The organism is Pseudomonas sp. UV AK001, from assembly GCF_046097675.1.
GTDB lineage: Bacteria > Pseudomonadota > Gammaproteobacteria > Pseudomonadales > Pseudomonadaceae > Aquipseudomonas > Aquipseudomonas kribbensis.
On sequence record NZ_JBJUVZ010000008.1, the window covers coordinates 203,100 to 226,249 of the forward strand.

The window sequence follows — 23,150 nt, forward strand, 5'->3', positions numbered from 1 at the left end:
ACAAGTATTTTTCCGGGCGCGCCAGTCGCTGGCGCACCGACTGAAGACACGAGGAAAGCATGAGCAAGCAGATTCTGATTCTCCCAGGCGACGGTATTGGTCCGGAAATCATGGCCGAAGCGGTCAAGGTGCTGGAGCTGGCCAACGACAAATACAACCTGGGCTTCGAGCTGAGCCATGACGTGATCGGTGGCGCCGCCATCGACAAGCACGGCGTGCCGTTGGCCGATGAAACCCTCGAGCGTGCCCGCGCCGCTGACGCCGTGCTGCTGGGCGCCGTGGGTGGCCCGAAATGGGACGCCATCGAGCGTGACATCCGCCCTGAGCGCGGCCTGCTGAAAATCCGTGCGCAACTGGGCCTGTTCGGCAACCTGCGTCCGGCGATCCTGTACCCGCAACTGGCCGACGCTTCGAGCCTGAAGCCGGAAATCGTTTCCGGCCTGGACATCCTGATCGTCCGCGAGCTGACCGGTGGCATCTATTTCGGCGCGCCGCGTGGCACCCGCACCCTGGAAAACGGCGAGCGTCAGTCCTACGACACGCTGCCGTACAGCGAAAGCGAAATCCGCCGCATCGCCCGTGTCGGTTTCGACATGGCCATGGTCCGTGGCAAGAAGCTGTGCTCGGTGGACAAGGCCAACGTGCTGGCGTCCAGCCAGCTGTGGCGTGAAGTGGTCGAGCAGGTGGCCAAGGATTACCCTGAGGTCGAACTGAGCCACATGTACGTCGACAACGCCGCCATGCAACTGGTGCGCGCACCGAAGCAGTTCGACGTGATCGTCACCGACAACATGTTCGGCGACATCCTGTCCGACGAAGCATCGATGCTCACCGGCTCCATCGGCATGCTGCCGTCGGCTTCGCTGGATGCCAACAACAAGGGCATGTACGAGCCTTGCCACGGTTCGGCGCCGGACATCGCGGGCAAAGGCATCGCCAACCCGCTGGCGACCATTCTGTCGGTGTCGATGATGCTGCGTTACAGCTTCAATCTGCACGAAGCGGCGGATGCCATCGAGAAAGCGGTCAGCGTGGTGCTGGATCAAGGCCTGCGCACCGGCGACATCTTTTCGACCGGTTGCACTAAAGTCGGTACGCAGGAAATGGGTGACGCAGTAGTCGCCGCGCTGCGGAATCTGTAATCTCTCGGGCCCGCTGCGAAATTCAATACAAAGCAGCGGCCCACTTTTCAAGAAGGTGTAGTTGCGATGAAACGTGTAGGTCTGATCGGTTGGCGCGGCATGGTCGGTTCCGTGCTCATGCAGCGGATGCTGGAAGAGCAGGATTTCGATCTTATCGAGCCGGTGTTTTTCACCACTTCCAATGTCGGTGGCCAAGGCCCGTCCGTGGGCAAGGACATTGCTCCGCTCAAGGACGCTTACAGCATTGAAGAGCTGAAGACCCTCGACGTGATCCTGACCTGCCAGGGCGGCGACTACACCAGCGAAGTGTTCCCGAAGCTGCGCGAAGCCGGCTGGCAGGGTTACTGGATCGACGCGGCCTCGAGTCTGCGGATGAACGACGACGCCGTCATCATCCTCGACCCGGTCAACCGCAAGGTCATCGACCAGCAGCTCGATGCGGGCACCAAGAACTACATCGGCGGCAACTGCACCGTCAGCCTGATGCTGATGGGCCTGGGCGGTCTGTTCGAGGCCGGTCTGGTCGAGTGGATGAGCGCCATGACCTATCAGGCGGCCTCCGGTGCCGGCGCGCAGAACATGCGTGAACTGATCAAGCAGATGGGCGCGACCCACGCCGCTGTCGCCGATCAACTGGCCGACCCGGCCAGCGCGATCCTCGACATCGATCGTCGTGTGGCCGAAGCCATGCGCAGCGACGCTTACCCGACCGAAAACTTCGGTGTACCGCTGGCCGGCAGCCTGATCCCGTGGATCGACAAGGAACTGCCGAACGGCCAGAGCCGCGAAGAGTGGAAGGCCCAGGCCGAGACCAACAAGATCCTCGGCCGCTTCAAGAGCCCGATCCCGGTCGACGGCATCTGCGTGCGCATCGGCGCCATGCGTTGCCACAGCCAGGCGCTGACCATCAAGCTGAACAAAGACGTGCCGATCGCCGACATCGAAGGGCTGATCAGCCAGCACAACCCTTGGGTCAAGCTGGTGCCGAACAACCGTGAAATCAGCATGCAGGAGCTGAGCCCGACGAAAGTCACCGGCACCCTGAACGTACCGGTCGGTCGTCTGCGCAAGCTGAACATGGGTTCGCAGTTCGTTGGCGCATTCACCGTCGGCGACCAGTTGCTGTGGGGCGCGGCCGAACCGCTGCGTCGCATGCTGCGGATCCTGCTGGAGCGTTGATCGCTTGAAGCCATGAAAGAACCCGTGCCTTGCAAGAGGCGCGGGTTTTTTTTGCCTGTCTGGCAGCCACCCGGTAAAGTGCCGCTCCCCCCGTTCCACCAGAGGTCGCACCATGAGCCAGGCCATTGATATTGCCGTGATCGGCGCCACCGGTATTGTCGGCGAAACCCTTGTGCAGATTCTCGAGGAGCGCGACTTCCCGGTCGGCAACCTGCATCTGCTGGCCAGCAGCGAATCCGCCGGCAGCTCGGTGCTGTTTCGCAACAAGAACGTGCGTGTGCGCGAAGTCGACGAGTTCGATTTCAGCAAGGTCAAACTGGCGTTTTTTGCCGCCGGCCCGGCGATCACTTTGAGTTATGCCGCTCGCGCCAATGCGGCGGGTTGCTCGCTGGTCGATCTGTCCGGCGCCTTGCCGGCGGATCAGGCACCGCAAGTGGTGCCTGAGGCCAATGCCGATTTGCTGGCCGGTTTGAAAGTGCCGTTCCAGGTCAGCAGCCCGAGCCCGTCGGCCACTACGCTGGCCGTGGTGCTGGCGCCGTTGCTCGATCTGGTCGATCTGCAATATGTGCATGTCACCGCCAATCTGGCCGTTTCCGCCCAGGGCCGAGAAGCGGTTGCCGAGCTGGCCCGTCAGACGACGGAGCTGCTGAACATGCGTCCGCTGGAGCCGACATTCTTCGATCGGCAGATGGCGTTCAACCTGTTGGCTCAAGTCGGCACGCCGGACGCGCACGGCCACACCCTGCTGGAAAAACGTCTGGTGCGCGAGCTGCGCCAGGTACTGGCCAAACCTTCATTAAAGATTTCCGCAACTTGCGTTCAAGCCCCGGTGTTTTTTGGCGATAGCTTTAGCGTGACCTTGCAGTCAACGAATGCGGTCGACCTGGAAAAGGTCAATGCCGCGCTTGAAGATGCCGAGGGGATCGAGCTGGTCGAGGCCGGCGATTATCCGACCGCGGTCGGTGACGCGGTGGGGCAGGACGTGGTCTATGTCGGGCGGGTGCGCGCCGGTGTCGACGAGCCGTCGGAACTTAATCTGTGGCTGACGTCAGATAACGTACGCAAAGGCGCGGCGCTCAACGCGGTGCAAGTGGCCGAGTTGTTGATAAAAGACCTGCTGTAAAAGATACTTGGCAACAATTTGTCGACTGATTCTAGCCGGGCGCTATGCTTGGCCAGACCGCTTGATGACGTAATACCCTCCGGGACTTTCCGGGGCATCAAAGAAATGATCGCGCGCGGCATGCTGTCGTCGTCGCGCGCAATGCCTTACGGCAGCGACAATCAACATCTTCTCGCTGGCCGAGGAACGTTCAAACAAAGGAAGAGGCTATGGTTCAAGTTCGCAAACTGGTGTTAGCAATAGCGGCCGCCTCGGCGCTGTCCTCCGGTATGGCGCATGCCCTCGGGCTCGGGGAGCTGACCCTGAAGTCGACCCTGAACCAGCCGCTGGTGGCGGAAATCGAGCTGCTCGATGTCAAGGATCTCACGGCTGCCGAAGTGGTGCCGAGCCTGGCCTCGCCCGAAGATTTCGCCAAGGCCGGCGTTGATCGCCAGGCCTTCCTCAATGATCTGACCTTCACTCCGGTGCTCAACGCCAGCGGCAAAAGCGTGCTGCGCGTTACCTCGAGCAAGCCGCTGTCGGAACCGATGGTGAAATTCCTCGTGCAGGTGATGTGGCCGAACGGTCGCCTGCTGCGCGATTACAGCGTATTGCTGGATCCGTCCAAGTTCTCGCCGCAGACCGCTGATGCCGCCGCTCAGCCAGCGCCGGCACAAACCATTACCGCGCCGACCACGGGTGCAACGCATCCGAGCCACACCACCACGCCGCGCGACACCCTGTGGGAAATCGCAGCCAAGGCGCGCACTGGCGGTTCGATCCAGCAGACCATGCTGGCGATTCAGGCTCTGAACCCTGACGCATTCATCGACGGCAACATCAACCGCCTGAAAACCGGCCAGGTGCTGCGTCTGCCGGATCAGGTGCAAAGCACTGCGCTGCCGCAGTCGAAGGCGATTGCCGAAGTGGCTGCGCAAAACGAGGCCTGGCGTCAGGGTCGTCGTTATGTAGCCAAGCCGGGCACCGGTCAGCAGCAACTGGATGCCACCAAGCGTGGCCGCGCCAATGTCGGCGCTGGGCAGAATGCCAAGGACAACCTGAGCCTCGTTTCCGCCGAAAGCGGCAAGGCTCGCGGCAAGGGGCCGGCCGGTGACGCCAAGGCTCTGAGCAACAAACTGGCGGTGACTCAGGAAAGCCTCGACACCACCCGTCGTGACAATGCAGAGCTGAAAAGCCGCATGGCTGATCTGCAAAGCCAGCTGGACAAGCTGCAACGCCTGATCGAACTGAAGAACAATCAACTGGCGAAAATGCAGGCTGAAGGCCCGGGCACTGCCCCGGCGCCGGCAGCTGACGCGGCTGCGCCAGCCGTTGCGCCGGTTCCGGCCATTACTGCGGAACTGGCTGCGACTCCACCGGCGACGCCGGCCGAGGCTGCACCTGCCGCACCTGCCGCACCTGCGCCTGAAGCCGCCGCTCCGGCACCGGTTGAGCCAGTGGTCGAGCCGAAGCCTGCTGCTGACGAAGACAAGACTTTCAACGAGCTGCTGACCAACCCGATCCTGCTGGGTCTGGTCGGTGGTGGTGCGGTGGTGTTCCTGCTTCTGCTATTGCTGCTGGCCCGCCGTCGCAAGGCGCAGCAGGAAGCCGAAAAGCACCTGCGCATGGCCCGCGCCCTGGAAGAGCAGTCGTTCTCGCCAGAGCTCGATCTGCCGGAAGACAGCTTCGAAGGCCTGGAGGTGCCGGCGGCAAGCGTCAAGCTCACGCCAGCACCGGCTCCGACCCCAACTCCGGCACCTGCCCCTGTGGTGGCTCCGGTGGTGATGGCCGAGCCGATCGCCGCGCCGCTGGTGGCACCGGCAGCCGAGCGCTCCGATGACGTGCTGGACAAGGCACAGTCGCACATCGATGGCGGTCGTCTGAATCAGGCTGCGGCGTTGCTGGAGGAGGGCGTCAGCCTGGAGCCGCAGCGCAGTGACCTGCGTCTGAAACTGATGGAAGTCTACGGTCGCCAGGGTGATCGTGATGCCTTCGTCGGTCAGGAGCGCCAACTGGTTGCCAATGGCGACAACTTCGCCAAGGTCGAAGAGCTGAAAAAACGCTTCCCGGCCATGGCGGTCGTTGCGGCTGCCGGTCTGGCGGCAGCGGCCATTGCGGCCGAGCTGGACGAGGATTACGTCAAGGACTTGCTGCTTGATGAGCCAGAAGCGCCAGCCGCCAAGGTGGACGACGATCTGGACAGCGCTTTTGACCTGAGCCTGGATGATCTCGACAACATCAAACCGGTGGAGCCTGTCGCTCCCGTGGCTGCTGTCGAACCTGAAGCGCCGGTCGAGCTGGACGAATTCCCGGCCGATGACGACCTGAGCTTCGAGTCGGTGCTGCAGCAGCAGACCGAAATCAAGGAAAACCTCGACGACCTGTCTGACTTCGATCTGGACCTGGATCTCGGTGCCGATCCTGCGCCTGTGCCGGTTGAGCTGGCTGACGACGATTTCCTGCTGGATCTCGACGAGAGCGTGAAGGATCTGCCGCCGGTCGAGCCGCCAGTGGTGGCTGAAGCCCCTCTGGATGATCTGGAGCTGCCAGCCGATTTCGATCTGTCTCTGGCCGACGAGATGGATGCGACCCCGGCCGAACCGGATGCCTTCGCCGCCGAGCTGGACGACGTCAATGCCGAGCTGGATCGCCTGTCGGGCAGCATCAACGAGCCGAGCTTCACCGAAGCCGACGCAGCGTTGGGCGGCGATCTGAACGACGAGGACTTCGACTTCCTCGCCGGTACCGACGAAGCCGCCACCAAGCTCGATCTGGCCCAGGCCTACATCGACATGGGCGACAACGATGGTGCACGCGACATCCTCAACGAAGTGCTCAGCGAGGGTGATGACAAGCAGAAGAGCGAAGCGAAGGAAATGCTTTCGCACCTGGCCTGAGTCAGCGTTCGGCAGTAAACAAAACGGCAGCCCATCGAGGCTGCCGTTTTTGTTTGGGTCTGGTATCCCCGGTGCGCCGCCTTATAATGCCCGCCTTTGTAGATCAGCAGGCTGTACCGACTTGGCAAACATAGATAATCCGGCCGCCGAAATGGCCCCTGAAGGCTTTTTTCGCGTCGCCCTGGGCGTTGAGTACAAGGGTTCGCGCTACAGTGGCTGGCAGCGCCAGTCCACGGGTGTGCTCACCGTGCAGGAAACCCTGGAAAAAGCCTTGTCGAAGGTCGCCAATTCGCCGATCTCGTTGCAATGCGCCGGGCGCACCGATGCCGGCGTGCATGCCTGCGGGCAGGTCGTACATTTCGACACCCAGGTCGACCGCTCGCTGAAAGCCTGGGTCATGGGCGCCAACATCAATCTGCCCCATGACATCAGTGTCAGTTGGGCGAAGGTCATGCCTGCGCACTTCCATGCGAGGTTCAAGGCCATTGCCCGGCGCTATCGTTACGTGATCTACAACGATCAGATCCGTCCGGCGCATCTCAATGAAGAAATCACCTGGAATCACCGTCCGCTGGACGTGGAGCGCATGGCCGAGGCCGCGCAGTACCTCATTGGTACCCATGATTTCAGTGCCTTCCGTGCCGGTCAGTGTCAGGCCAAGTCACCGATCAAGCAGATGCATCATCTGCGCGTGACCCGTCACGGCAAAATGATCGTGCTGGACATCCGCGCCAACGCCTTCCTGCACCACATGGTGCGCAATATCGCCGGGGTGCTGATGACGATCGGTGCCGGCGAGCGGCCGCCGGAGTGGATGAAAGAAGTGCTGGAAAGCCGCGAGCGGCGTTCCGGCGGGGTCACGGCGCATCCGTTCGGGCTGTATCTGGTGCAGGTCGAGTACCACGACGAGTTCCCGTTGCCCGAGCGTTTCATCGGGCCACATTTCCTTACGGGTTTCTCGGAACTTGACGGCTGACGCCCTCGAATGCATTTGTTACCATCCGGGACTTTCCCGGATTTGCCTTGAGGTTTTTATCGACATGTCGGCCGTTCGCAGCAAGATTTGCGGGATTACCCGCATGGAAGATGCGTTGGCAGCCGTCGAGGCCGGGGCCGATGCCATCGGGTTCGTGTTCTACGCTAAAAGCCCACGTGCGGTGACGGTGCAGCAGGCGCGGGCGATCATCGCCGCGTTGCCGCCGTTCGTGACCACCGTCGGGCTGTTCGTCAATGCCAGCCGCTGCGAGCTCGGGGAAATCCTCGATGCCGTGCCGCTGGATCTGCTGCAATTTCATGGTGATGAAACCGCTGCCGAGTGCGAAGGCTGGCACCGGCCATATATCAAGGCCCTGCGGGTCAAGGCGGGCGATGACATCGCCGCCGCCTGCAATGCCTACCCGAGCGCCAGTGGTGTGCTGCTCGATACCTACGTTGAAGGCGTGCCTGGTGGAACCGGTGAGGCGTTCGACTGGTCATTGATTCCGCAGGGTTTGAGCAAGCCGCTGATTCTGGCCGGCGGCCTGACCCCGGAGAACGTCGCTGACGCCATTGCCCGGGTGCGGCCATATGCCGTGGACGTCAGTGGTGGGGTAGAGGCGAGCAAGGGCATCAAGGATCACGCAAAGATTCGGGCGTTCATCAACGCCGTACGTTGATGTGACGGCTGGCAGACTGCCGCCGTCCACAGCTCTGTAGAAAAGAGGCTGAGGGTCTTTTCGGGTTGTACGCAGGTCAGTTCCGCTGACCCGGCAATCCATCGATCATCGCCACACATGAATTTAGCTGAAGGGCATACGCGGGGCCGCGAACCAGAGCGTTCGGGCCGCCGGTACTGGAGAAAGAAAGCATGAGCAACTGGTTGGTAGACAAGCTGATCCCTTCGATCATGCGTTCCGAGGTCAAGAAGAGCTCGGTCCCTGAAGGTCTGTGGCACAAATGCCCGTCCTGCGAGGCTGTGCTGTATCGTCCGGAGCTGGAAAAGACCCTGGACGTTTGCCCTAAGTGCAACCACCACATGCGTATTGGCGCACGTGCGCGCATCGACATCTTCCTGGATGCCGAAGGTCGTGTTGAACTGGGCGCCGACCTGGAGCCGGTTGACCGTCTGAAATTCCGCGACGGCAAGAAGTATAAGGATCGCCTGGTGGCTGCCCAGAAGCAGACCGGCGAGAAAGACGCACTGGTTTCCATGAGCGGCACCCTGCTGGGCATGCCTGTCGTGGTTTCGGCGTTCGAATTCAGCTTCATGGGCGGCTCCATGGGCGCCATCGTCGGTGAGCGCTTTGTGCGCGCCGCCAACTACGCCCTGGAAAACCGTTGCCCGATGGTCTGCTTCTCCGCCTCCGGTGGCGCGCGGATGCAGGAAGCCCTGATCTCGCTGATGCAGATGGCCAAAACCTCGGCTGTGCTGGCACGTCTGCGTGAAGAAGGCATTCCGTTCATCTCCGTGCTGACCGATCCGGTCTATGGCGGCGTTTCCGCCAGTCTGGCAATGCTCGGCGACGTCATCGTCGGCGAGCCGAAAGCCCTGATCGGCTTCGCCGGTCCGCGCGTGATCGAGCAGACCGTTCGTGAAAAACTGCCGGAAGGCTTCCAGCGCAGCGAGTTCCTGCTGGAACACGGCGCAATCGACCTGATCATCGACCGTCGCGAGCTGCGTCCACGCCTGGGCAACCTGCTGGCGCAACTGACCGGCAAGCCAACCCCGACCTTCGTTGCTGCGCCGATCGAGCCGATCGTCGTTCCGCCGGTGCCTGCCAACGTATGACCGAGCGCACCCTTGGCGAGTGGCTCGCCTACCTTGAGCAGTTGCATCCCTCGGCCATCGACATGGGGCTGGAGCGTTCGCAACAGGTAGCGTCCCGCATGGGGCTGGGCCAGCCGGCGCCTCGGGTGATTACGGTCACCGGCACCAACGGCAAGGGTTCGACCTGCGCTTTCGTGGCTTCGCTGCTGCGGGCGCAGGGCCTGAGCGTTGGTGTCTACAATTCCCCGCACCTGCTGCGTTACAACGAGCGGGTGCAGCTCAATGGCGTCGAAGCCACTGATGCGCAGCTGTGCGAAGCCTTCGCGGCAGTCGAGGCCGGGCGTGGCGAGACTTCCCTGACTTACTTCGAAATGGGCACCCTGGCGGCGTTCTGGCTGTTTCAGCAGGCCGGGCTCGATGCGGTGGTGCTGGAAGTCGGTCTCGGCGGGCGTCTGGACACGGTCAACGTGGTCGATGCCGACATCGCGCTGGTCACCAGCATTGGTGTCGATCATGCCGATTACCTGGGCAACACCCGCGAATCCGTGGCTTTCGAGAAGGCCGGGATTTTCCGTCAGGGCAAACCTGCGCTGTGCGGCGATCTGAATCCTCCACAACCGTTGCTGGACAAGGCGCGTGAGCTTGCTTGCCCGTTCTTCCTGCGTGGGCGGGATTTCGATCTCGGCATCACTGATCAATTCTGGCAGTGGCGTGGCACTGATGCTGATGGTCAAGTTGTAGAGCTGCGGGATTTGCCGCTGCTCGATCTGCCGATGGAAAACGCTGCGCTGGCGTTGCAGGCTTATCTGCTGCTGGGTCTGCCTTGGGATGCTCAACAGATTGTTGCGGCCTTGCAGGCGACTCGCGTGGTCGGTCGTCTGGATCGTCGCTCCTTCGAATGGAACGGCAAGCGCCTGAACCTGTTGCTGGATGTCGGGCATAACCCGCACGCGGCGGAGTATCTGGCCCGGCGTCTGGCGGCTCGCCCGTCGGTCGGCAAGCGCCTGGCGGTGTTCGGCCTGTTGGCGGACAAGGACCTGGACGGTGTGGTCGGTGAGCTGAATGCCAGCGTCCAGCATTGGGCGGTGGCGCCACTGGATTCGCCGCGAGCGCGTCCGGTGGCTGAATTGAATGTTGCATTGCAGAACCTTGGTGCGTCGGTCACGTCTTATGACAGCGTGGCGGCCGCCCTGGAAGGGCAGTGCGCAGTGGCCACCAGCGACGACGAGATCTTGCTGTTCGGATCATTTTATTGTGTCGCCGAGGCCCTTGAATGGCTGGCCCGGCGCTCCACGGAGGAAGCGGCAAATGGCTTTGCTGGATAAAGCGTACAAGCAGCGCATGGTCGGTGCCCTGGTGCTGGTGGCGCTGGCGGTGATTTTCCTGCCGATGCTGTTTTCCCGTCAGGACGAGCAGCGTCAGGTGACCGTCGATGCTCCGGCTTCTCCGCAGGCGCCTGCCGTGGCGCAGATCCAGATGGAGACGGTAGCGGTGCCTGAGCCACAGGTTCTGCCTCAGGAGCCAGTGCCGAGCGATTACGAAGTCGCCGAGCAAGCGGCGCCAGCGGCACCGATTGCGCCTGCGGCTCCAGCTCCAGCCCCGGCCCCGGCCCCGGTCGCCAAACCGGTTGCGGTTGCTCCGGCACCTGCACCCGTGACCAAGCCTGCTGCAGCCCCGGCCCAGCCGATCGCTGCACTGTCTGCCAAGCCGGATACCACCCAGAGCCGGGTCGATGCCAATAGCCTGTCGGTGAGCTGGTCGGTGCAACTGGCCAGTCTGTCGAGCCGCGCCAGCGCCGAAAGCCTGCAGAAAACCCTGCGCAGTCAGGGCTACAACGCTTACATCCGCTCCGCCGATGGCAAGAATCGGGTGTTCGTCGGTCCGCTGATCGAGCGCGCCGAAGCCGATCGTTTGCGCGATCTGTTGAGCCGCCAGCAGAACCTCAAGGGGTTTGTGGTGCGCTTCCAGCCCGAGCGTGGCTGAAAACTATCATCTCGATTGAAATGCACTGACAATCGCAGCTTACCGACAGCCATGCGCTCTGCTAAAATGCGCCGCCTTATCCGTCTGTAGGCTGCACTGTGCCATTTACCTGGGTTGACTGGGCGATCGTTGCAATCATCGCCATCTCCGCTTTGATCAGTTTGAGCCGCGGCTTCGTCAAGGAAGCACTATCGCTGGTGACCTGGATCATCGCAGGAGCGGTTGCCTGGATGTTCGGTGGCTCACTGTCCGAGTACCTCGCCGGATACATTCAAACACCGTCGGCTCGTGTCATCACGGGCTGTGCCATCATGTTTGTCGCCACACTGATCGTGGGCGCAATGATCAATTATCTTATCGGCGAGTTGGTTCGCGTCACCGGGTTGTCCGGGACCGATCGATTCCTCGGCATGGCCTTCGGCGCTGCGCGTGGCGTGTTGCTGGTGGTCGTGTCGGTCGGGCTGTTGAGCCTGGGGCCGGTACAGCAGGACGGGTGGTGGAAAGAATCACAGCTCGTGCCAAAGTTTCTATTGGTCGCCGACTGGTCCAAGAACCTGATTCTCGGGTGGAGCAGTCAGTGGCTTGCCAGCGGAATCAGCGTACCCGCTGATATTCCGTTCAAGGAGCAACTCTTGCCGTCGGCCAAAACGCCTCAGTGAGTGTTGTTCAGTTCAGATCCATTAAGTAGGGGTTGCGTCGCATGTGTGGCATCGTCGGTATCGTCGGTAAGTCGAACGTCAATCAGGCGCTGTATGACGCGCTAACCGTGCTCCAGCACCGCGGCCAGGACGCTGCCGGTATCGTGACCAGCCATGATGGCCGGTTGTTCTTGCGCAAGGACAATGGCCTGGTGCGTGACGTGTTCCAGCAGCGTCACATGCAGCGCCTGGTCGGCCACATGGGTATCGGTCACGTCCGCTACCCGACTGCCGGCAGCTCGACCTCGGCCGAGGCCCAGCCGTTCTACGTCAACTCGCCGTACGGCATCACCCTGGCGCACAACGGCAACCTGACCAACGTTGAGCAGTTGGCCAAAGAGATCTACGAATCCGATCTGCGTCACGTCAACACCAGTTCCGACTCGGAAGTGCTGCTCAACGTGTTCGCCCACGAGCTGGCCCAGCGCGGCAAGCTGCAGCCGACCGAAGAAGACGTGTTTGCCGCCGTGACCGACGTGCACAACCGTTGTGTCGGCGGTTACGCGGTCGTGGCGATGGTGACCGGTTACGGCATCGTCGGCTTCCGTGACCCGCACGGCATCCGTCCGATCGTGTTTGGCCAGCGTCACACCGACGAAGGCGTCGAGTACATGATCGCGTCCGAAAGCGTTTCGCTGGACGTGCTCGGCTTCACCCTGATTCGCGACCTGGCGCCGGGCGAAGCGGTTTACATCACTGAAGACGGCAAGCTGCACACCCGTCAGTGTGCGACCAACCCGTCCCTGACCCCGTGCATCTTCGAACACGTCTACCTGGCGCGTCCGGATTCGATCATCGACGGCGTGTCGGTCTACAAGGCCCGTCTGCGCATGGGCGAGAAGCTGGCCGAGAAGATCCTGCGCGAGCGTCCGGAACACGACATCGACGTGGTCATCCCGATTCCGGACACCAGCCGCACTGCCGCGCTGGAACTGGCGAACCACCTGGGTGTGAAATTCCGCGAAGGCTTCGTCAAGAACCGTTACATCGGCCGTACCTTCATCATGCCCGGCCAGGCCGCGCGCAAGAAATCGGTACGCCAGAAGCTCAACGCCATCGAGCTGGAATTCCGCGGCAAGAATGTGATGCTGGTGGACGACTCGATCGTTCGCGGCACCACCTGCAAGCAGATAATCCAGATGGCCCGCGAAGCCGGCGCGAAAAACGTCTACTTCTGCTCGGCGGCTCCGGCCGTGCGCTTCCCGAACGTGTACGGCATCGACATGCCAAGCGCTCACGAACTGATCGCGCACAATCGTTCGACTCAGGATGTCGCTGACCTGATCGGCGCTGACTGGCTGATCTATCAGGACCTGCCTGACTTGATCGAAGCGGTCGGTGGCGGCAAGATCAAGATCGAAAACTTCGATTGCGCGGTGTTCGACGGCAAGTACGTCACCGGCGACGTCGACGAGGCCTACCTGAACAAGATCGAACAGGCACGCAACGATGCCTCGAAGGTCAAGACCCAGGCGGTCAGTGCGATCATCGATCTGTACAACAACTGAGTTTCAACCGGCCCTTAGGGGCCGGTTTTGTATCTGGCAAAAGACTTTTATTTATCGAGAACAGGGCAAGGAGTGACAGCATGAGTCAGGAATGGGATGCCGGTCGGCTGGACAGCGACCTCGAAGGCGTAGCGTTCGATACCCTGGCCGTACGTGCCGGTCAGCACCGTACGCCGGAAGGCGAACACGGTGATCCGATGTTCTTCACTTCCAGCTACGTGTTCCGTACCGCCGCCGACGCCGCTGCACGGTTTGCCGGGGAAGTGCCGGGCAACGTTTACTCGCGTTACACCAACCCGACCGTTCGCTCGTTCGAAGAGCGCATTGCCGCGCTGGAAGGCGCCGAGCAAGCCGTAGCCACGGCGACGGGCATGGCCGCGATCATGGCGGTGGTGATGAGCCTGTGCAGTGCCGGCGACCATGTGCTGGTGTCGCGCAGCGTGTTCGGTTCGACCATCAGTCTGTTCGAGAAGTACTTCAAGCGCTTCGGCGTGGAAGTCGACTACGTGCCGCTGGCCGATCTGTCGGCCTGGGATGCGGCGATCAAGTCCAACACCAAGTTGCTGTTCGTCGAGTCGCCGTCCAATCCGCTGGCTGAGCTGGTGGATATCACCGCGCTGTCGGAAATCGCGCACGCCAAGGGTGCGATGCTGGTGGTCGACAACTGCTTCTGCACGCCTGCGCTGCAGCAACCGCTGAAGCTCGGTGCCGACATCGTTGTGCACTCGGCCACCAAGTTCATCGATGGCCAGGGTCGTTGCATGGGCGGCGTGGTGGCCGGTCGTGGCGAGCAGATGAAAGAAATCGTCGGCTTTCTGCGCACTGCCGGCCCGACACTGAGCCCGTTCAACGCCTGGATCTTCCTCAAGGGCCTGGAAACCCTGAATCTGCGGATGAAGGCGCACTGTGCCAACGCCCAGCAATTGGCTGAGTGGCTGGAGCAGCAGGATGGCATCGAGAAAGTGCATTACGCCGGTCTGAAGAGCCATCCGCAGCACGAGCTGGCCCAGCGTCAGCAGAAGGGCTTTGGTGCGGTCGTCAGCTTCGAGGTGAAGGGCGGCAAAGAGGGCGCCTGGCGCTTTATCGATGCGACCCGTTTGATTTCGATCACCGCCAACCTGGGTGACAGCAAAACCACCATCACTCACCCGAGCACCACGTCCCACGGCCGTCTGGCACCGCAGGAGCGTGAAGCGGCGGGGATTCGTGACAGCCTGATCCGCATCGCGGTCGGCCTGGAAGACGTCGCTGACCTGCAAGCCGACCTGGCGCGCGGTCTGGCGGCGTTGTGATCGAGTTGTCCACGCCAAATACGGGCACCCATGGCCGCGTTGCGCTGGTCACGGGTGCCGCTCGCGGCATCGGTCTGGGGATCGCAGCGTGGCTGATCAGCGAAGGCTGGCAAGTGGTGCTGACGGACCTGGATCGGGCGCGAGGCTCGAAAGTGGCGAAGGTGCTGGGTGAAAACGCCTGGTTCATCGCCATGGACGTGGCGGATGAAAGCCAGGTGGCGCTCGGCGTCGCGGAAGTGCTGGGGCAGTTCGGTCGTCTGGATGCGTTGGTGTGTAACGCGGCGGTGGCCGATCCGCACAACATCACCCTGGAAAGCCTGGATCTGGCCTACTGGAGCCGGGTGCTGGCGGTGAATCTCAGCGGGCCGATGCTGCTGGCCAAGCATTGTGCGCCGTATCTGCGGGCGCACAATGGGGCGATCGTCAATCTGGCCTCGACCCGGGCAGCGCAGTCAGAGCCTGATACCGAAGCCTATGCGGCGAGCAAGGGCGGCTTGCTGGCGTTGACTCATGCGCTGGCAATCAGCCTCGGGCCGGAGATTCGTGTCAACGCGGTCAGCCCGGGCTGGATCGACGCGCGGGATCCCTCTGCACGGCGTGCCGAACCGCTGACCGATACCGATCATGCCCAGCATCCGGCGGGCAGGGTAGGGACGGTCGAGGATGTGGCGGCGATGGTGGCGTGGCTGCTGTCGAAGAATGCCGGGTTTGTGACGGGGCAGGAATTCGTGGTCGACGGCGGTATGACCAAGAAGATGATCTACTCGGAATGACATGTTTTTGTCTTTTTGAGAAAAACTTCAATCCTGCTATTGACTTAGGTTCGCTACCTGCGTAAATTTCGCGACCTCGGAGATGCAAACGGGTGATTAGCTCAGCTGGGAGAGCGTCTGCCTTACAAGCAGAATGTCGGCGGTTCGATCCCGTCATCACCCACCACTCCCGAGATACTTGCGAAAGCAAGAGGTAGGCTGAAAGTGCCTCCACCGACGCGCAGCGGTAGTTCAGTCGGTTAGAATACCGGCCTGTCACGCCGGGGGTCGCGGGTTCGAGTCCCGTCCGCTGCGCCATATTCAACGAGTCAGACACTGTCTGGTTCGCGATTGAAAAGCACCGAAGCTTTCAGTCAAACGAGTTACTTGAGCGCAAGCTCAAAGCGATACGCAGCGGTAGTTCAGTCGGTTAGAATACCGGCCTGTCACGCCGGGGGTCGCGGGTTCGAGTCCCGTCCGCTGCGCCATATCTGTTTCAAGGACCACTGAACGCCTTGAAACACCGAAAGCAACCGTTGGTTGATTCGGAATCGATAGCAAAGACCCTGGTCGAAAGACCGGGGTTTTTTGTGTCTGAAATTTGACCTTTCCAAAGTTCCTCCTCCAGTTGTCTCGCGACGATTGCACGTTGTCCTCGCGGCAATATCTTCTGCGTCATTGGGTCGCTGCGATGCAATGCCACATTGATTTTTGATTCTTTAGTCAGATTTTTGTAACTGGTTGTTTGCTGCGAGCGCAGAAACCTTTAAAGTTAACCTTTCGGTCAGCTTTGCACTGTCATCACGCCCTTTGTTTAGCCAAAAAGGGCTTCTGCAAGACTCGAGATTCCCAGTAGATAACCAGAAGGGCGGATCCATAACCGCCCAGAGGATGATCCATGTCCAACCGTGAAATATCCCGGCGCTCGTTCCTTCAGGGCGGGCTGGTGGCGGGTGTGAGCGTTACGCTCACACCGCTCAGCAGTCAGGCGCTGGCTGCCTTGATGGAAAACAGCGTGACCGTGCCGTCCGAGCAGTGGCTCGGCAATAACGGCAAGGCGCGCCAGCGTAACGATGCCTTGTCCAAGGTCTGCGGCAGTAAAGTGTTTGCCCGCGACATCCGTTCCAAGGACATGCCGGGCTGGCCCCAGCAGCAAGGCCATGCCATGTTGCTGAAAACCATCAAGGCCGACCGCATCTACGACGGCTACGACCTGTCGTGGCTCGGCGCCGATCTGCAGCCTGACCGCATCGTCACCGCGGCCGACCTGGACAAAGACGGCATCGTATTCCCGGAAGAACACGCCCCGGATCCATTGCTGCCGGAAGGCAAGGTGCCGATGTTCATCGGCCACCCGGTCGCCATCCTGATCTGGAACGATTTCGAGAGTTTCCGTCAGGCCAAGAACAAACTCAAATTCAATGACAAAGCGATTCGTTACGGTGCAAAAGTGCCGTTCTACGAAGGCGATCCCTATGGCAGTTTCCGCTACGTGCGCGTCGGTGGCCCGACGTCGGCGGACGAAGACGAATTCGCCAGCCTCAAGGACTCGATCCTGTTCCCGATGCTGAAGAATCGGCGCCCGGTGTGGAATTCCCAGCCGAACCTGCACGGCAACCTGACCGAGCGCGGTCTGTTCTACGCCGACCGCATGAAGAAAGAGATCGACACGCCGCCGGACAACTGGCTGGTGTTCGACGAGCGCTACAAGACTCCGTCGATCGAACCGGCTGCGATGGAGCCGGACAACGGCAACGGCTGGTACGACCCGGCCACCAAGACCCTGCATTTCGTCGTCGCCACCCAGTGCCCGCTGGAGGCTGCAACCGAGACCGCGAAGATGATCTCGCCGTCGCGCTTCGGTCTGGCCAACCTGAACATGCACCCGGGTTACACCGTCGGTTACGGTTCCAAGGATCACAACATTTTCGTCTACTACGCGGCCCTGGCAGCGTTGTACGGCGCAGGTGTGCCGATTCGCCTGGCCAACGACCGCTACGAGCAGTTCCAGAGCGGCATCAAGCGTCACCCGTTCGACATCCGCTACCAGTTGGCAGTGGACAAGACCGATCACAGCTTCAAGATTTTCCGTGCCGAAATGAGTGTCGACGGTGGCGGTCGGATCAACTACAGCCCGTCGGTGGCTGCGGTGGGTGCAACGGCGGCTCAGTCGATTTACTACATGCCGCAGAACGACCTGCAAGTTACCGCTTACCACTCCCGTGGCGTTGAAGCCGGTTCGATGCGCGGCTACGGCACGCTGCAGAGCATGGCTTCCACCGAAATGATGGTCGATGAAATCGCCGACCGCCTCGGTGTCGATGCCATCGATCTGCGCCGCAAGAACGCGCTGCGTTCGGGGATGAAAAACACCCAGGGCGCGATCCCGGCCGGTGCACTGCGCCTGCACGAGATTCTCGACAAGGCTTCGCTGCACGAAGTCTGGAAGAACCGCGACGCGATCAAGAAACAACGTGAAGCGGCGGATCCGGACAACTGGTACGGCGTCGGTTTCGCCATTTGCCAGAAAGACTTCGGCACCGGTTCCGAAGCGCCGATGGCCAGCATCGAATTCACCGCTGAAGGGCGCATTTCCCTGCGTCACATCGGTATCGAGATCGGCACCGGCATGTCCACTTCGCAAGCCCTGGTGGTCGCCGATTTCCTCGGCAGCCCGGCGCACGACGTGAAGACCGGCGAAACCGAATGGAAGGAAATGCAGCTGGTCACCGCCGGCAACCCTTACATCATGAGCCAGGCCGAGCAGGACAACTTCCTGCGCAACCCGCGCTGGGTTGGCAAGCTGGCGTCGGCCTCGTCGGCGACCAACTCCGCCTACTACTTCAGCCACGCCACCCGTGAAGCGGCGCGCGTACTGTTCAACCACGGTCTGTGGCCGGCAGCGCTGGAGATCTGGCGTCAGGGCCCGTACGGCGGCCAGGCCAACCCTTACGTCGTACGTCGCGAAGATGCGCATTGGGTCGACGGCAAACTGACTGCCAACGGCATGCAGCCGCTGAGTTTCGAAGAACTGGCCAAGCGTGCTCACGAGCGCGGTCTGGTCACGGCTGCCACGGTTCACGGCTTCAACCGCTGGAGCTGGGCAGAAGCCGAATACAGCATCGACGGCGTGCGTGAGCGTCTGCCGCTGGACGGGTTGGCCGTGAAGTACGGTGACGGCGCACCGAAAGCCAAGAAAGCGCAGATGACCAGCGACGGTTTCCACCTGCTGGACCGGCAGAACATCGCCTATCCGGTGGTTCAGCTGAACAACGCTGCCGTGACCTATTACAGCCCGGTCGCAACGCTGGTCGAGTTGAAGGTCAACAAAGGTTCGGCAGAAGTCGAAGTGCTCAACCATCACTCGTGGCTGGAATGCGGCCGGGTGCTGGTCGAAGAACTGGTTCGTGGCCAGCTCGAAGGCGGGATCGCCATGGGCATCGGTCACGCCTTGATGGAAGAGATGCCGCTGTACGAAGGCGGGCCGGGGGAGGGTGACTGGAACTTCAACCGTTATCGCCTGCCGATGGCGCGCCATGTGGCGGTGTGGAAGCAGACGTCGGAAATCCTGCCGCCGCTGTCGCCTAGCGATCCGTCCAAAGGCATCGCCGAAGTGGTAATGATCCCGGTGGTCGGTGCCATCGGCAACGCCGTGGCCCACGCCATCGGCAAACGTGTCCGCGATCTTCCAATCACTGCTGCGCGCATCAAGGAGGCCCTCAATGGCTAACCGTCCGCTTCAACTGACCCTCAACGGTCAATCCGTCGGCCCGGTGGACATCCCTGATGACCTGCCGATGATCGATTACCTGCACGAATACAAGAACCTCACCGGTTCGCGCCTGGGCTGCGGCCAGGGCATCTGCCACGCCTGTGTGGTGATCGTCGACAACCCGGACGGCACCAGCGAAGAAGTGCGCACCTGCATCACCGGCGCGCATTACTTCGAGGGCAAGAAAGTCCGCACCATCGAAGGTCATGCCAAGCGTGACGAGCAAGGTCAGGTCACCGAGCTGAACCCGATCCAGCAGCGTTTCGTCGACGAATTTGCCTTCCAGTGCAGCTACTGCGCACCGGGCTTCGTCAACGCCGCCACCGTGCTGGTGGAAAAGCTGCAACGCCAGCCGATCGTCAAAAGCAAACTGGAACAAGTCATCGAGGACAGCCTCGGCCATCACATCTGCCGTTGCACCGGGTATGTGCGTTACTACAACGCCACCCGCAACGTGCTGACCGATCTCGGCCTGGTCAAGGAGGGTTAAGTATGAAGCGTTTATTGACCCGCCTGACCCTGGCGGTCGGGTTTGCCGTGCCTGTTCTGGCGGCTCATGCGGATGATCAGGTCAAGCGCGGCGAATACCTCGCCCGCGCCGCCGACTGCATGGCTTGCCACACAGCGCCGGGCGGCGCACCGTTTGCCGGTGGCCTGCCGATCGTGTCGCCGTTCGGCACAATCTACGGCACCAACATCACCCCAAGCAAAGAGCACGGCATCGGCCTGTACAGCGATGACGAATTCTTCGCTGCGCTGACTGAAGGCAAGCGGCGTGACGGCGCCAATCTGTACCCCGCGATGCCGTACACCTCTTATCACTTGATGCCGCGTGCGGATTCGGATGCGATTCATGCGTATCTGAAAACCATCGAGCCGATCGAGCGCGCCGCGCCGGTGACGAGCCTGAGCTTTCCGTTCAACGTGCGTCCGGGTCTGATCGGCTGGAACATGATGTACGGCAAAGCCTTGAAGCTGGAGCCGGCCGAAGGCAAAAGTGACGCCTGGAAGCGCGGCCAGTACATGGTCGAAGTGCTGGGTCACTGCGGCGAATGCCACACGCCACGCGGCTTGCCGGGCGCGATGCAGCTGGACAAGCGCCTGACCGGAGGCATCCTCAACGGCTATCTGGCGCCGAGCCTGCTGGCGACGGACCTGGCGGCCCGCGGCTGGAATCAGCAGGACCTGGGCACGTTCCTCAAGCACGGCATGAGTGCCCAGGGCACGATGTTCAACGAGATGTTCCCGGTGTTCCACAACAGCACCCAGGGCCTGAGTGACCCGGATCTGGCAGCGATGGCAACCTTCCTGCTCGGCGACAAGCCGCCGGCAGCGAAAGAGCTGACCGACGCTCCAGTGGAGAAACTCAGTGCCAGTGCCCAGCGCGGCCGTCAGGAATACTTGAACGTCTGCGCCGGCTGTCATGCGGCCGGTGGCGAGGGCAAGCCGCACATCGCGGTAGCCATGCGCGGCAATACCACGCTGCGCCTGGAGGATCCGCGCAATCTGGTTCGAGTGATCGAGGACGGTATCGGCGAACAGAAATTCGCCGGATTCGAACACATGCAGCCGATGCCCGGTTTTGCCGACAAGCTCAGTGCCGAACAACTGACCGATCTGCTGAACTACCTGCGTCAGGGTTGGGGCGGTCAATCTGCTGAACTGGCGGTGGGCGATGTGCAGAAGCTTCAGGCTGACGCGCCGTCCATCGAGCACAAGGCGCACTGATCATGCAGCATCTCGATCTGCAGGTTGTGCGTCGGGCGCTGGAATGGTCGACGGCGGGGCAGCGCATCTGGCTTTGCACCGTGCTGACGACCTACGGCTCGGCGCCTCGCGCGCCGGGTTCGCTGTTGGCGGTGAACGATGACGGGCAGTGGATCGGGTCGCTGTCCGGTGGTTGTGTCGAGGAAGATTTTCTCGAACGCGTCGCCGAAGGTGCATTTCTCGATGCAATCAACGTCGTGCGTTATGGCGAAGGTGACGATCCGCGCTCGCGGGTCAGCCTGCCGTGCGGCGGCATTCTCGATGTGCTGGTAGAGAAATTTGACGCCGACTGCGATGTGCAGGCGCATCTGCGTGAACTCGAATCGGCATTGCTTGGGCAGCGCCGCTTGATTCGCGAGGTCGATCTGGCCACGGGCGCGCGCAGCCTGTTTGCGGATCGTGAGCAGGGTGCGCGGATCGAGCGTGAAATCGATCGCGTGCGGATTCGCATTGGTGCCGCCCAGCGTTTGCTGCTGGCCGGCTATTCCAGTGTGGCTCAGGCCTGTGCAGAGTTCGCGGTCGGTCTCGGCTTCGAAGTGATTCTCTGCGATCCGCGTGATGAAGTGCTGGTAGGCGTGGTGCTCAATGGCGTGGAAGTTCGCCGGCAACTGCCATCGGTGTTCATCGCCGAGGGTGGCTGTCACCGTGATACGGCGGTGGTGGCGTTGACCCACGATCCGCGTATCGACGATCTGGCGATGATGGAGGCTGTTCGCACCGAGGCGTTCTACATCGGCGTGATGGGTTCGCTGCAGACATCACAGAAGCGCTTCGAGCGTTTGCGACGGATTGGTGGTCTGGGGGAGGGCGAACTGGCGCGGATTCATGCGCCGATCGGCCTTAATCTTGGCAGCAAGACGCCGTCGGAAATTGCTTTGGCAGTGCTCGCGGATATCCTGCGGATTCGCAGCGGGATTGCGCGGGATCAGCTTTGATCCATGCAGAATGTAAAAAGGGCCGCTTTTCAGCGGCCCTTTTTTTGCGCGTCAGAAACCGAGCTTGTCGCGCAGTCCGTAATACCACGCGCCCAGCGCAGCAAACGGCGTGCGCAGCAGTTGCCCGCCGGGGAACGGGTAGTGCGGCAGGTCGGCAAACGCATCGAAACGCTCGGCCTGGCCACGCAGCGCCTCGGCCAGTACCTTGCCGGCGAGGTGCGTGTAGGTCACGCCGTGGCCGCTGCAGCCCTGGGAATAATAGATATTGTCGCCCAGGCGTCCGACCTGAGGCAGGCGCGACAAGGTCAGCAGGAAATTGCCGGTCCAGGCGTAGTCGATCTTCACGTCCTTGAGCTGCGGGAAAGCCTTGAGCATTTTCGGGCGGATGATCGCTTCGATATTGGCTGGGTCCCGCGCGCCGTAAACCACGCCGCCGCCGAAGATCAGGCGTTTGTCGCCAGTGAGGCGATAGTAGTCGAGCAGGTAGTTGCAGTCTTCAACGCAGTAGTCCTGCGGCAGCAGGGATTTCGCCAGCTCATCGCCCAGTGGCTCGGTGGTGATGACCTGTGTGCCGCATGGCATCGATTTGGCCGCCAGCTCTGGCACCAAATTGCCGAGGTAGGCGTTGCCGGCGACGATGATGAATTTTGCTCGGACTTTGCCCTGTGGTGTATGCACGACCGGGTTGGCGCCGCGTTCGATGCGCACGGCAGGTGACTGCTCATAGATGGTGCCGCCCAAGGATTCCACGGCAGCAGCTTCGCCGAGCGCCAGGTTAAGCGGGTGGATGTGGCCGCCGCTCATGTCGAGCATGCCGCCGACGTATTGATCGCAGGCAACCACTTCGCGGATGCGGTGCTGATCGAGCAGTTCAAGCTGGGTGTGTCCGAAGCGCTCCCAAAGGCGTTTCTGCGATTCCAGGTGGCCCATCTGCTTGGCAGTGATGGCGGCGAATACACCGCCGTCTTTCAAATCGCACTGAATGTCGTACTTGCTGACGCGCTCGCGAATGATCCGGCCGCCCTCGAACGCCATCTGCCCGAGCAACTGAGCTTGCTTGGGGCCAACGCTGCGCTCGATCACGTCGATATCACGGCTGTAGCTGTTGACGATCTGCCCGCCATTGCGCCCCGAAGCGCCGAAGCCGACCTTGGCGGCTTCCAGCACGGTCACGCGAAAACCGTTCTCCAGCAGGAACAGGGCCGAGGACAGTCCCGTATAACCAGCGCCGATCACACAGACATCCGTCTCCACGTCATCCTGCAGGGCAGGGCGTGGTGGTACGGCGTTGGCCGACGCAGCGTAATAAGACTCTGGGTAAGGGGTGTTCGCCATCCTGCAGCCTCTGTTTAATATATTTTACGAGTGCGACGATCC

At 61.6% G+C, this 23,150-nt stretch carries 18 protein-coding genes and 3 tRNA genes; 20 read left to right on the forward strand and 1 reads right to left on the reverse strand.

The window, feature by feature from the left end; genetic code table 11:
• Positions 1-59 precede the first annotated feature (59 nt).
• The 20 genes from leuB to ACKLNA_RS21600 all read left to right on the forward strand — a co-directional run bounded on the left by leuB (position 60) and on the right by ACKLNA_RS21600 (position 21,773).
• Positions 60-1,142, forward strand: coding sequence for a 3-isopropylmalate dehydrogenase (gene leuB, locus ACKLNA_RS21505; RefSeq protein ID WP_408987023.1), 1,083 nt, complete (start codon positions 60-62; stop codon positions 1,140-1,142).
• A 66-nt stretch (positions 1,143-1,208) separates the two neighbouring features.
• Positions 1,209-2,321: an aspartate-semialdehyde dehydrogenase gene (asd, locus tag ACKLNA_RS21510; RefSeq protein ID WP_011333354.1), complete on the forward strand. Its 1,113-nt coding sequence runs from the start codon at positions 1,209-1,211 to the stop codon at positions 2,319-2,321.
• A 112-nt stretch (positions 2,322-2,433) separates the two neighbouring features.
• Positions 2,434-3,444, forward strand: a complete 1,011-nt coding sequence (locus ACKLNA_RS21515; RefSeq protein ID WP_408987024.1) for an aspartate-semialdehyde dehydrogenase — start codon at positions 2,434-2,436, stop codon at positions 3,442-3,444.
• 209 nt (positions 3,445-3,653) lie between these two features.
• A complete protein-coding gene (locus tag ACKLNA_RS21520) occupies positions 3,654-6,320 on the forward strand; it encodes a FimV/HubP family polar landmark protein (RefSeq protein WP_408987025.1) in 2,667 nt (888 codons plus the stop codon).
• 151 nt (positions 6,321-6,471) lie between these two features.
• Positions 6,472-7,296 (forward strand): tRNA pseudouridine(38-40) synthase TruA, encoded by an 825-nt coding sequence (truA, locus tag ACKLNA_RS21525; protein ID WP_085712002.1) that lies wholly within the window; start codon positions 6,472-6,474, stop codon positions 7,294-7,296.
• 64 nt (positions 7,297-7,360) lie between these two features.
• Positions 7,361-7,975, forward strand: coding sequence for a phosphoribosylanthranilate isomerase (locus ACKLNA_RS21530; RefSeq protein WP_114882109.1), 615 nt, complete (start codon positions 7,361-7,363; stop codon positions 7,973-7,975).
• A 191-nt stretch (positions 7,976-8,166) separates the two neighbouring features.
• Complete coding sequence (gene accD, locus ACKLNA_RS21535; protein WP_085712004.1) at positions 8,167-9,087, forward strand: acetyl-CoA carboxylase, carboxyltransferase subunit beta; 921 nt, start codon at positions 8,167-8,169, stop codon at positions 9,085-9,087.
• Positions 9,084-10,391 (forward strand): bifunctional tetrahydrofolate synthase/dihydrofolate synthase, encoded by a 1,308-nt coding sequence (folC, locus tag ACKLNA_RS21540; RefSeq protein ID WP_408987026.1) that lies wholly within the window; start codon positions 9,084-9,086, stop codon positions 10,389-10,391. Before accD ends, folC begins: the two co-directional genes overlap by 4 nt.
• Positions 10,375-11,049: an SPOR domain-containing protein gene (locus ACKLNA_RS21545; RefSeq protein WP_408987027.1), complete on the forward strand. Its 675-nt coding sequence runs from the start codon at positions 10,375-10,377 to the stop codon at positions 11,047-11,049. Before folC ends, ACKLNA_RS21545 begins: the two co-directional genes overlap by 17 nt.
• Before the next feature lie 98 nt (positions 11,050-11,147).
• Complete coding sequence (locus ACKLNA_RS21550) at positions 11,148-11,708, forward strand: CvpA family protein (RefSeq protein ID WP_408987028.1); 561 nt, start codon at positions 11,148-11,150, stop codon at positions 11,706-11,708.
• Positions 11,709-11,749: 41 nt separating this feature from the next.
• A complete protein-coding gene (gene purF, locus ACKLNA_RS21555; protein WP_007956466.1) occupies positions 11,750-13,255 on the forward strand; it encodes an amidophosphoribosyltransferase in 1,506 nt (501 codons plus the stop codon).
• 80 nt (positions 13,256-13,335) lie between these two features.
• Complete coding sequence (locus tag ACKLNA_RS21560) at positions 13,336-14,547, forward strand: O-succinylhomoserine sulfhydrylase (RefSeq protein WP_085712007.1); 1,212 nt, start codon at positions 13,336-13,338, stop codon at positions 14,545-14,547.
• Entirely contained in the window at positions 14,544-15,320 is a 777-nt protein-coding gene (locus ACKLNA_RS21565; protein ID WP_408987029.1) for an SDR family oxidoreductase, read from the forward strand. Before ACKLNA_RS21560 ends, ACKLNA_RS21565 begins: the two co-directional genes overlap by 4 nt.
• Positions 15,321-15,410: 90 nt before the next feature.
• Positions 15,411-15,486, forward strand: a tRNA-Val gene (locus tag ACKLNA_RS21570).
• A gap of 54 nt (positions 15,487-15,540) precedes the next feature.
• Positions 15,541-15,617: transfer RNA gene (locus ACKLNA_RS21575), tRNA-Asp, on the forward strand.
• A gap of 93 nt (positions 15,618-15,710) precedes the next feature.
• Positions 15,711-15,787, forward strand: a tRNA-Asp gene (locus ACKLNA_RS21580).
• A 410-nt stretch (positions 15,788-16,197) separates the two neighbouring features.
• Positions 16,198-19,029, forward strand: a complete 2,832-nt coding sequence (locus ACKLNA_RS21585) for a xanthine dehydrogenase family protein molybdopterin-binding subunit (RefSeq protein ID WP_408987030.1) — start codon at positions 16,198-16,200, stop codon at positions 19,027-19,029.
• The gene (locus tag ACKLNA_RS21590) at positions 19,022-19,561 is read left to right on the forward strand and encodes a (2Fe-2S)-binding protein (RefSeq protein ID WP_039771584.1); all 540 of its coding nucleotides are present in this window, start codon (positions 19,022-19,024) and stop codon (positions 19,559-19,561) included. Before ACKLNA_RS21585 ends, ACKLNA_RS21590 begins: the two co-directional genes overlap by 8 nt.
• A 2-nt stretch (positions 19,562-19,563) precedes the next feature.
• Complete coding sequence (locus tag ACKLNA_RS21595; protein ID WP_408987031.1) at positions 19,564-20,799, forward strand: c-type cytochrome; 1,236 nt, start codon at positions 19,564-19,566, stop codon at positions 20,797-20,799.
• 2 nt (positions 20,800-20,801) lie between these two features.
• Positions 20,802-21,773, forward strand: coding sequence for an XdhC family protein (locus ACKLNA_RS21600; protein WP_408987032.1), 972 nt, complete (start codon positions 20,802-20,804; stop codon positions 21,771-21,773).
• Positions 21,774-21,824: 51 nt separating this feature from the next.
• Here the strand turns inward: ACKLNA_RS21600 and ACKLNA_RS21605 are convergent, their stop codons facing one another.
• Complete coding sequence (locus ACKLNA_RS21605; RefSeq protein WP_408987033.1) at positions 21,825-23,108, reverse strand: NAD(P)/FAD-dependent oxidoreductase; 1,284 nt, start codon at positions 23,106-23,108, stop codon at positions 21,825-21,827.
• Positions 23,109-23,150: the final 42 nt, after the last annotated feature.

Bases quoted from the DNA above. Each gene is read 5' to 3' on its own strand.
- ACKLNA_RS21595 (WP_408987031.1), top strand. From the start codon at position 19,564: ATGAAGCGTTTATTGACCCGCCTGACCCTGGCGGTCGGGTTTGCCGTG.
- asd (WP_011333354.1), top strand. From the start codon at position 1,209: ATGAAACGTGTAGGTCTGATCGGTTGGCGCGGCATGGTCGGTTCCGTG.
- ACKLNA_RS21585 (WP_408987030.1), top strand. From the start codon at position 16,198: ATGTCCAACCGTGAAATATCCCGGCGCTCGTTCCTTCAGGGCGGGCTG.
- purF (WP_007956466.1), top strand. From the start codon at position 11,750: ATGTGTGGCATCGTCGGTATCGTCGGTAAGTCGAACGTCAATCAGGCG.
- ACKLNA_RS21600 (WP_408987032.1), top strand. From the start codon at position 20,802: ATGCAGCATCTCGATCTGCAGGTTGTGCGTCGGGCGCTGGAATGGTCG.
- ACKLNA_RS21520 (WP_408987025.1), top strand. From the start codon at position 3,654: ATGGTTCAAGTTCGCAAACTGGTGTTAGCAATAGCGGCCGCCTCGGCG.
- truA (WP_085712002.1), top strand. From the start codon at position 6,472: ATGGCCCCTGAAGGCTTTTTTCGCGTCGCCCTGGGCGTTGAGTACAAG.
- ACKLNA_RS21545 (WP_408987027.1), top strand. From the start codon at position 10,375: ATGGCTTTGCTGGATAAAGCGTACAAGCAGCGCATGGTCGGTGCCCTG.
- ACKLNA_RS21560 (WP_085712007.1), top strand. From the start codon at position 13,336: ATGAGTCAGGAATGGGATGCCGGTCGGCTGGACAGCGACCTCGAAGGC.
- ACKLNA_RS21515 (WP_408987024.1), top strand. From the start codon at position 2,434: ATGAGCCAGGCCATTGATATTGCCGTGATCGGCGCCACCGGTATTGTC.
- ACKLNA_RS21530 (WP_114882109.1), top strand. From the start codon at position 7,361: ATGTCGGCCGTTCGCAGCAAGATTTGCGGGATTACCCGCATGGAAGAT.
- folC (WP_408987026.1), top strand. From the start codon at position 9,084: ATGACCGAGCGCACCCTTGGCGAGTGGCTCGCCTACCTTGAGCAGTTG.
- ACKLNA_RS21590 (WP_039771584.1), top strand. From the start codon at position 19,022: ATGGCTAACCGTCCGCTTCAACTGACCCTCAACGGTCAATCCGTCGGC.
- leuB (WP_408987023.1), top strand. From the start codon at position 60: ATGAGCAAGCAGATTCTGATTCTCCCAGGCGACGGTATTGGTCCGGAA.
- ACKLNA_RS21605 (WP_408987033.1), bottom strand. From the start codon at position 23,108: ATGGCGAACACCCCTTACCCAGAGTCTTATTACGCTGCGTCGGCCAAC.
- accD (WP_085712004.1), top strand. From the start codon at position 8,167: ATGAGCAACTGGTTGGTAGACAAGCTGATCCCTTCGATCATGCGTTCC.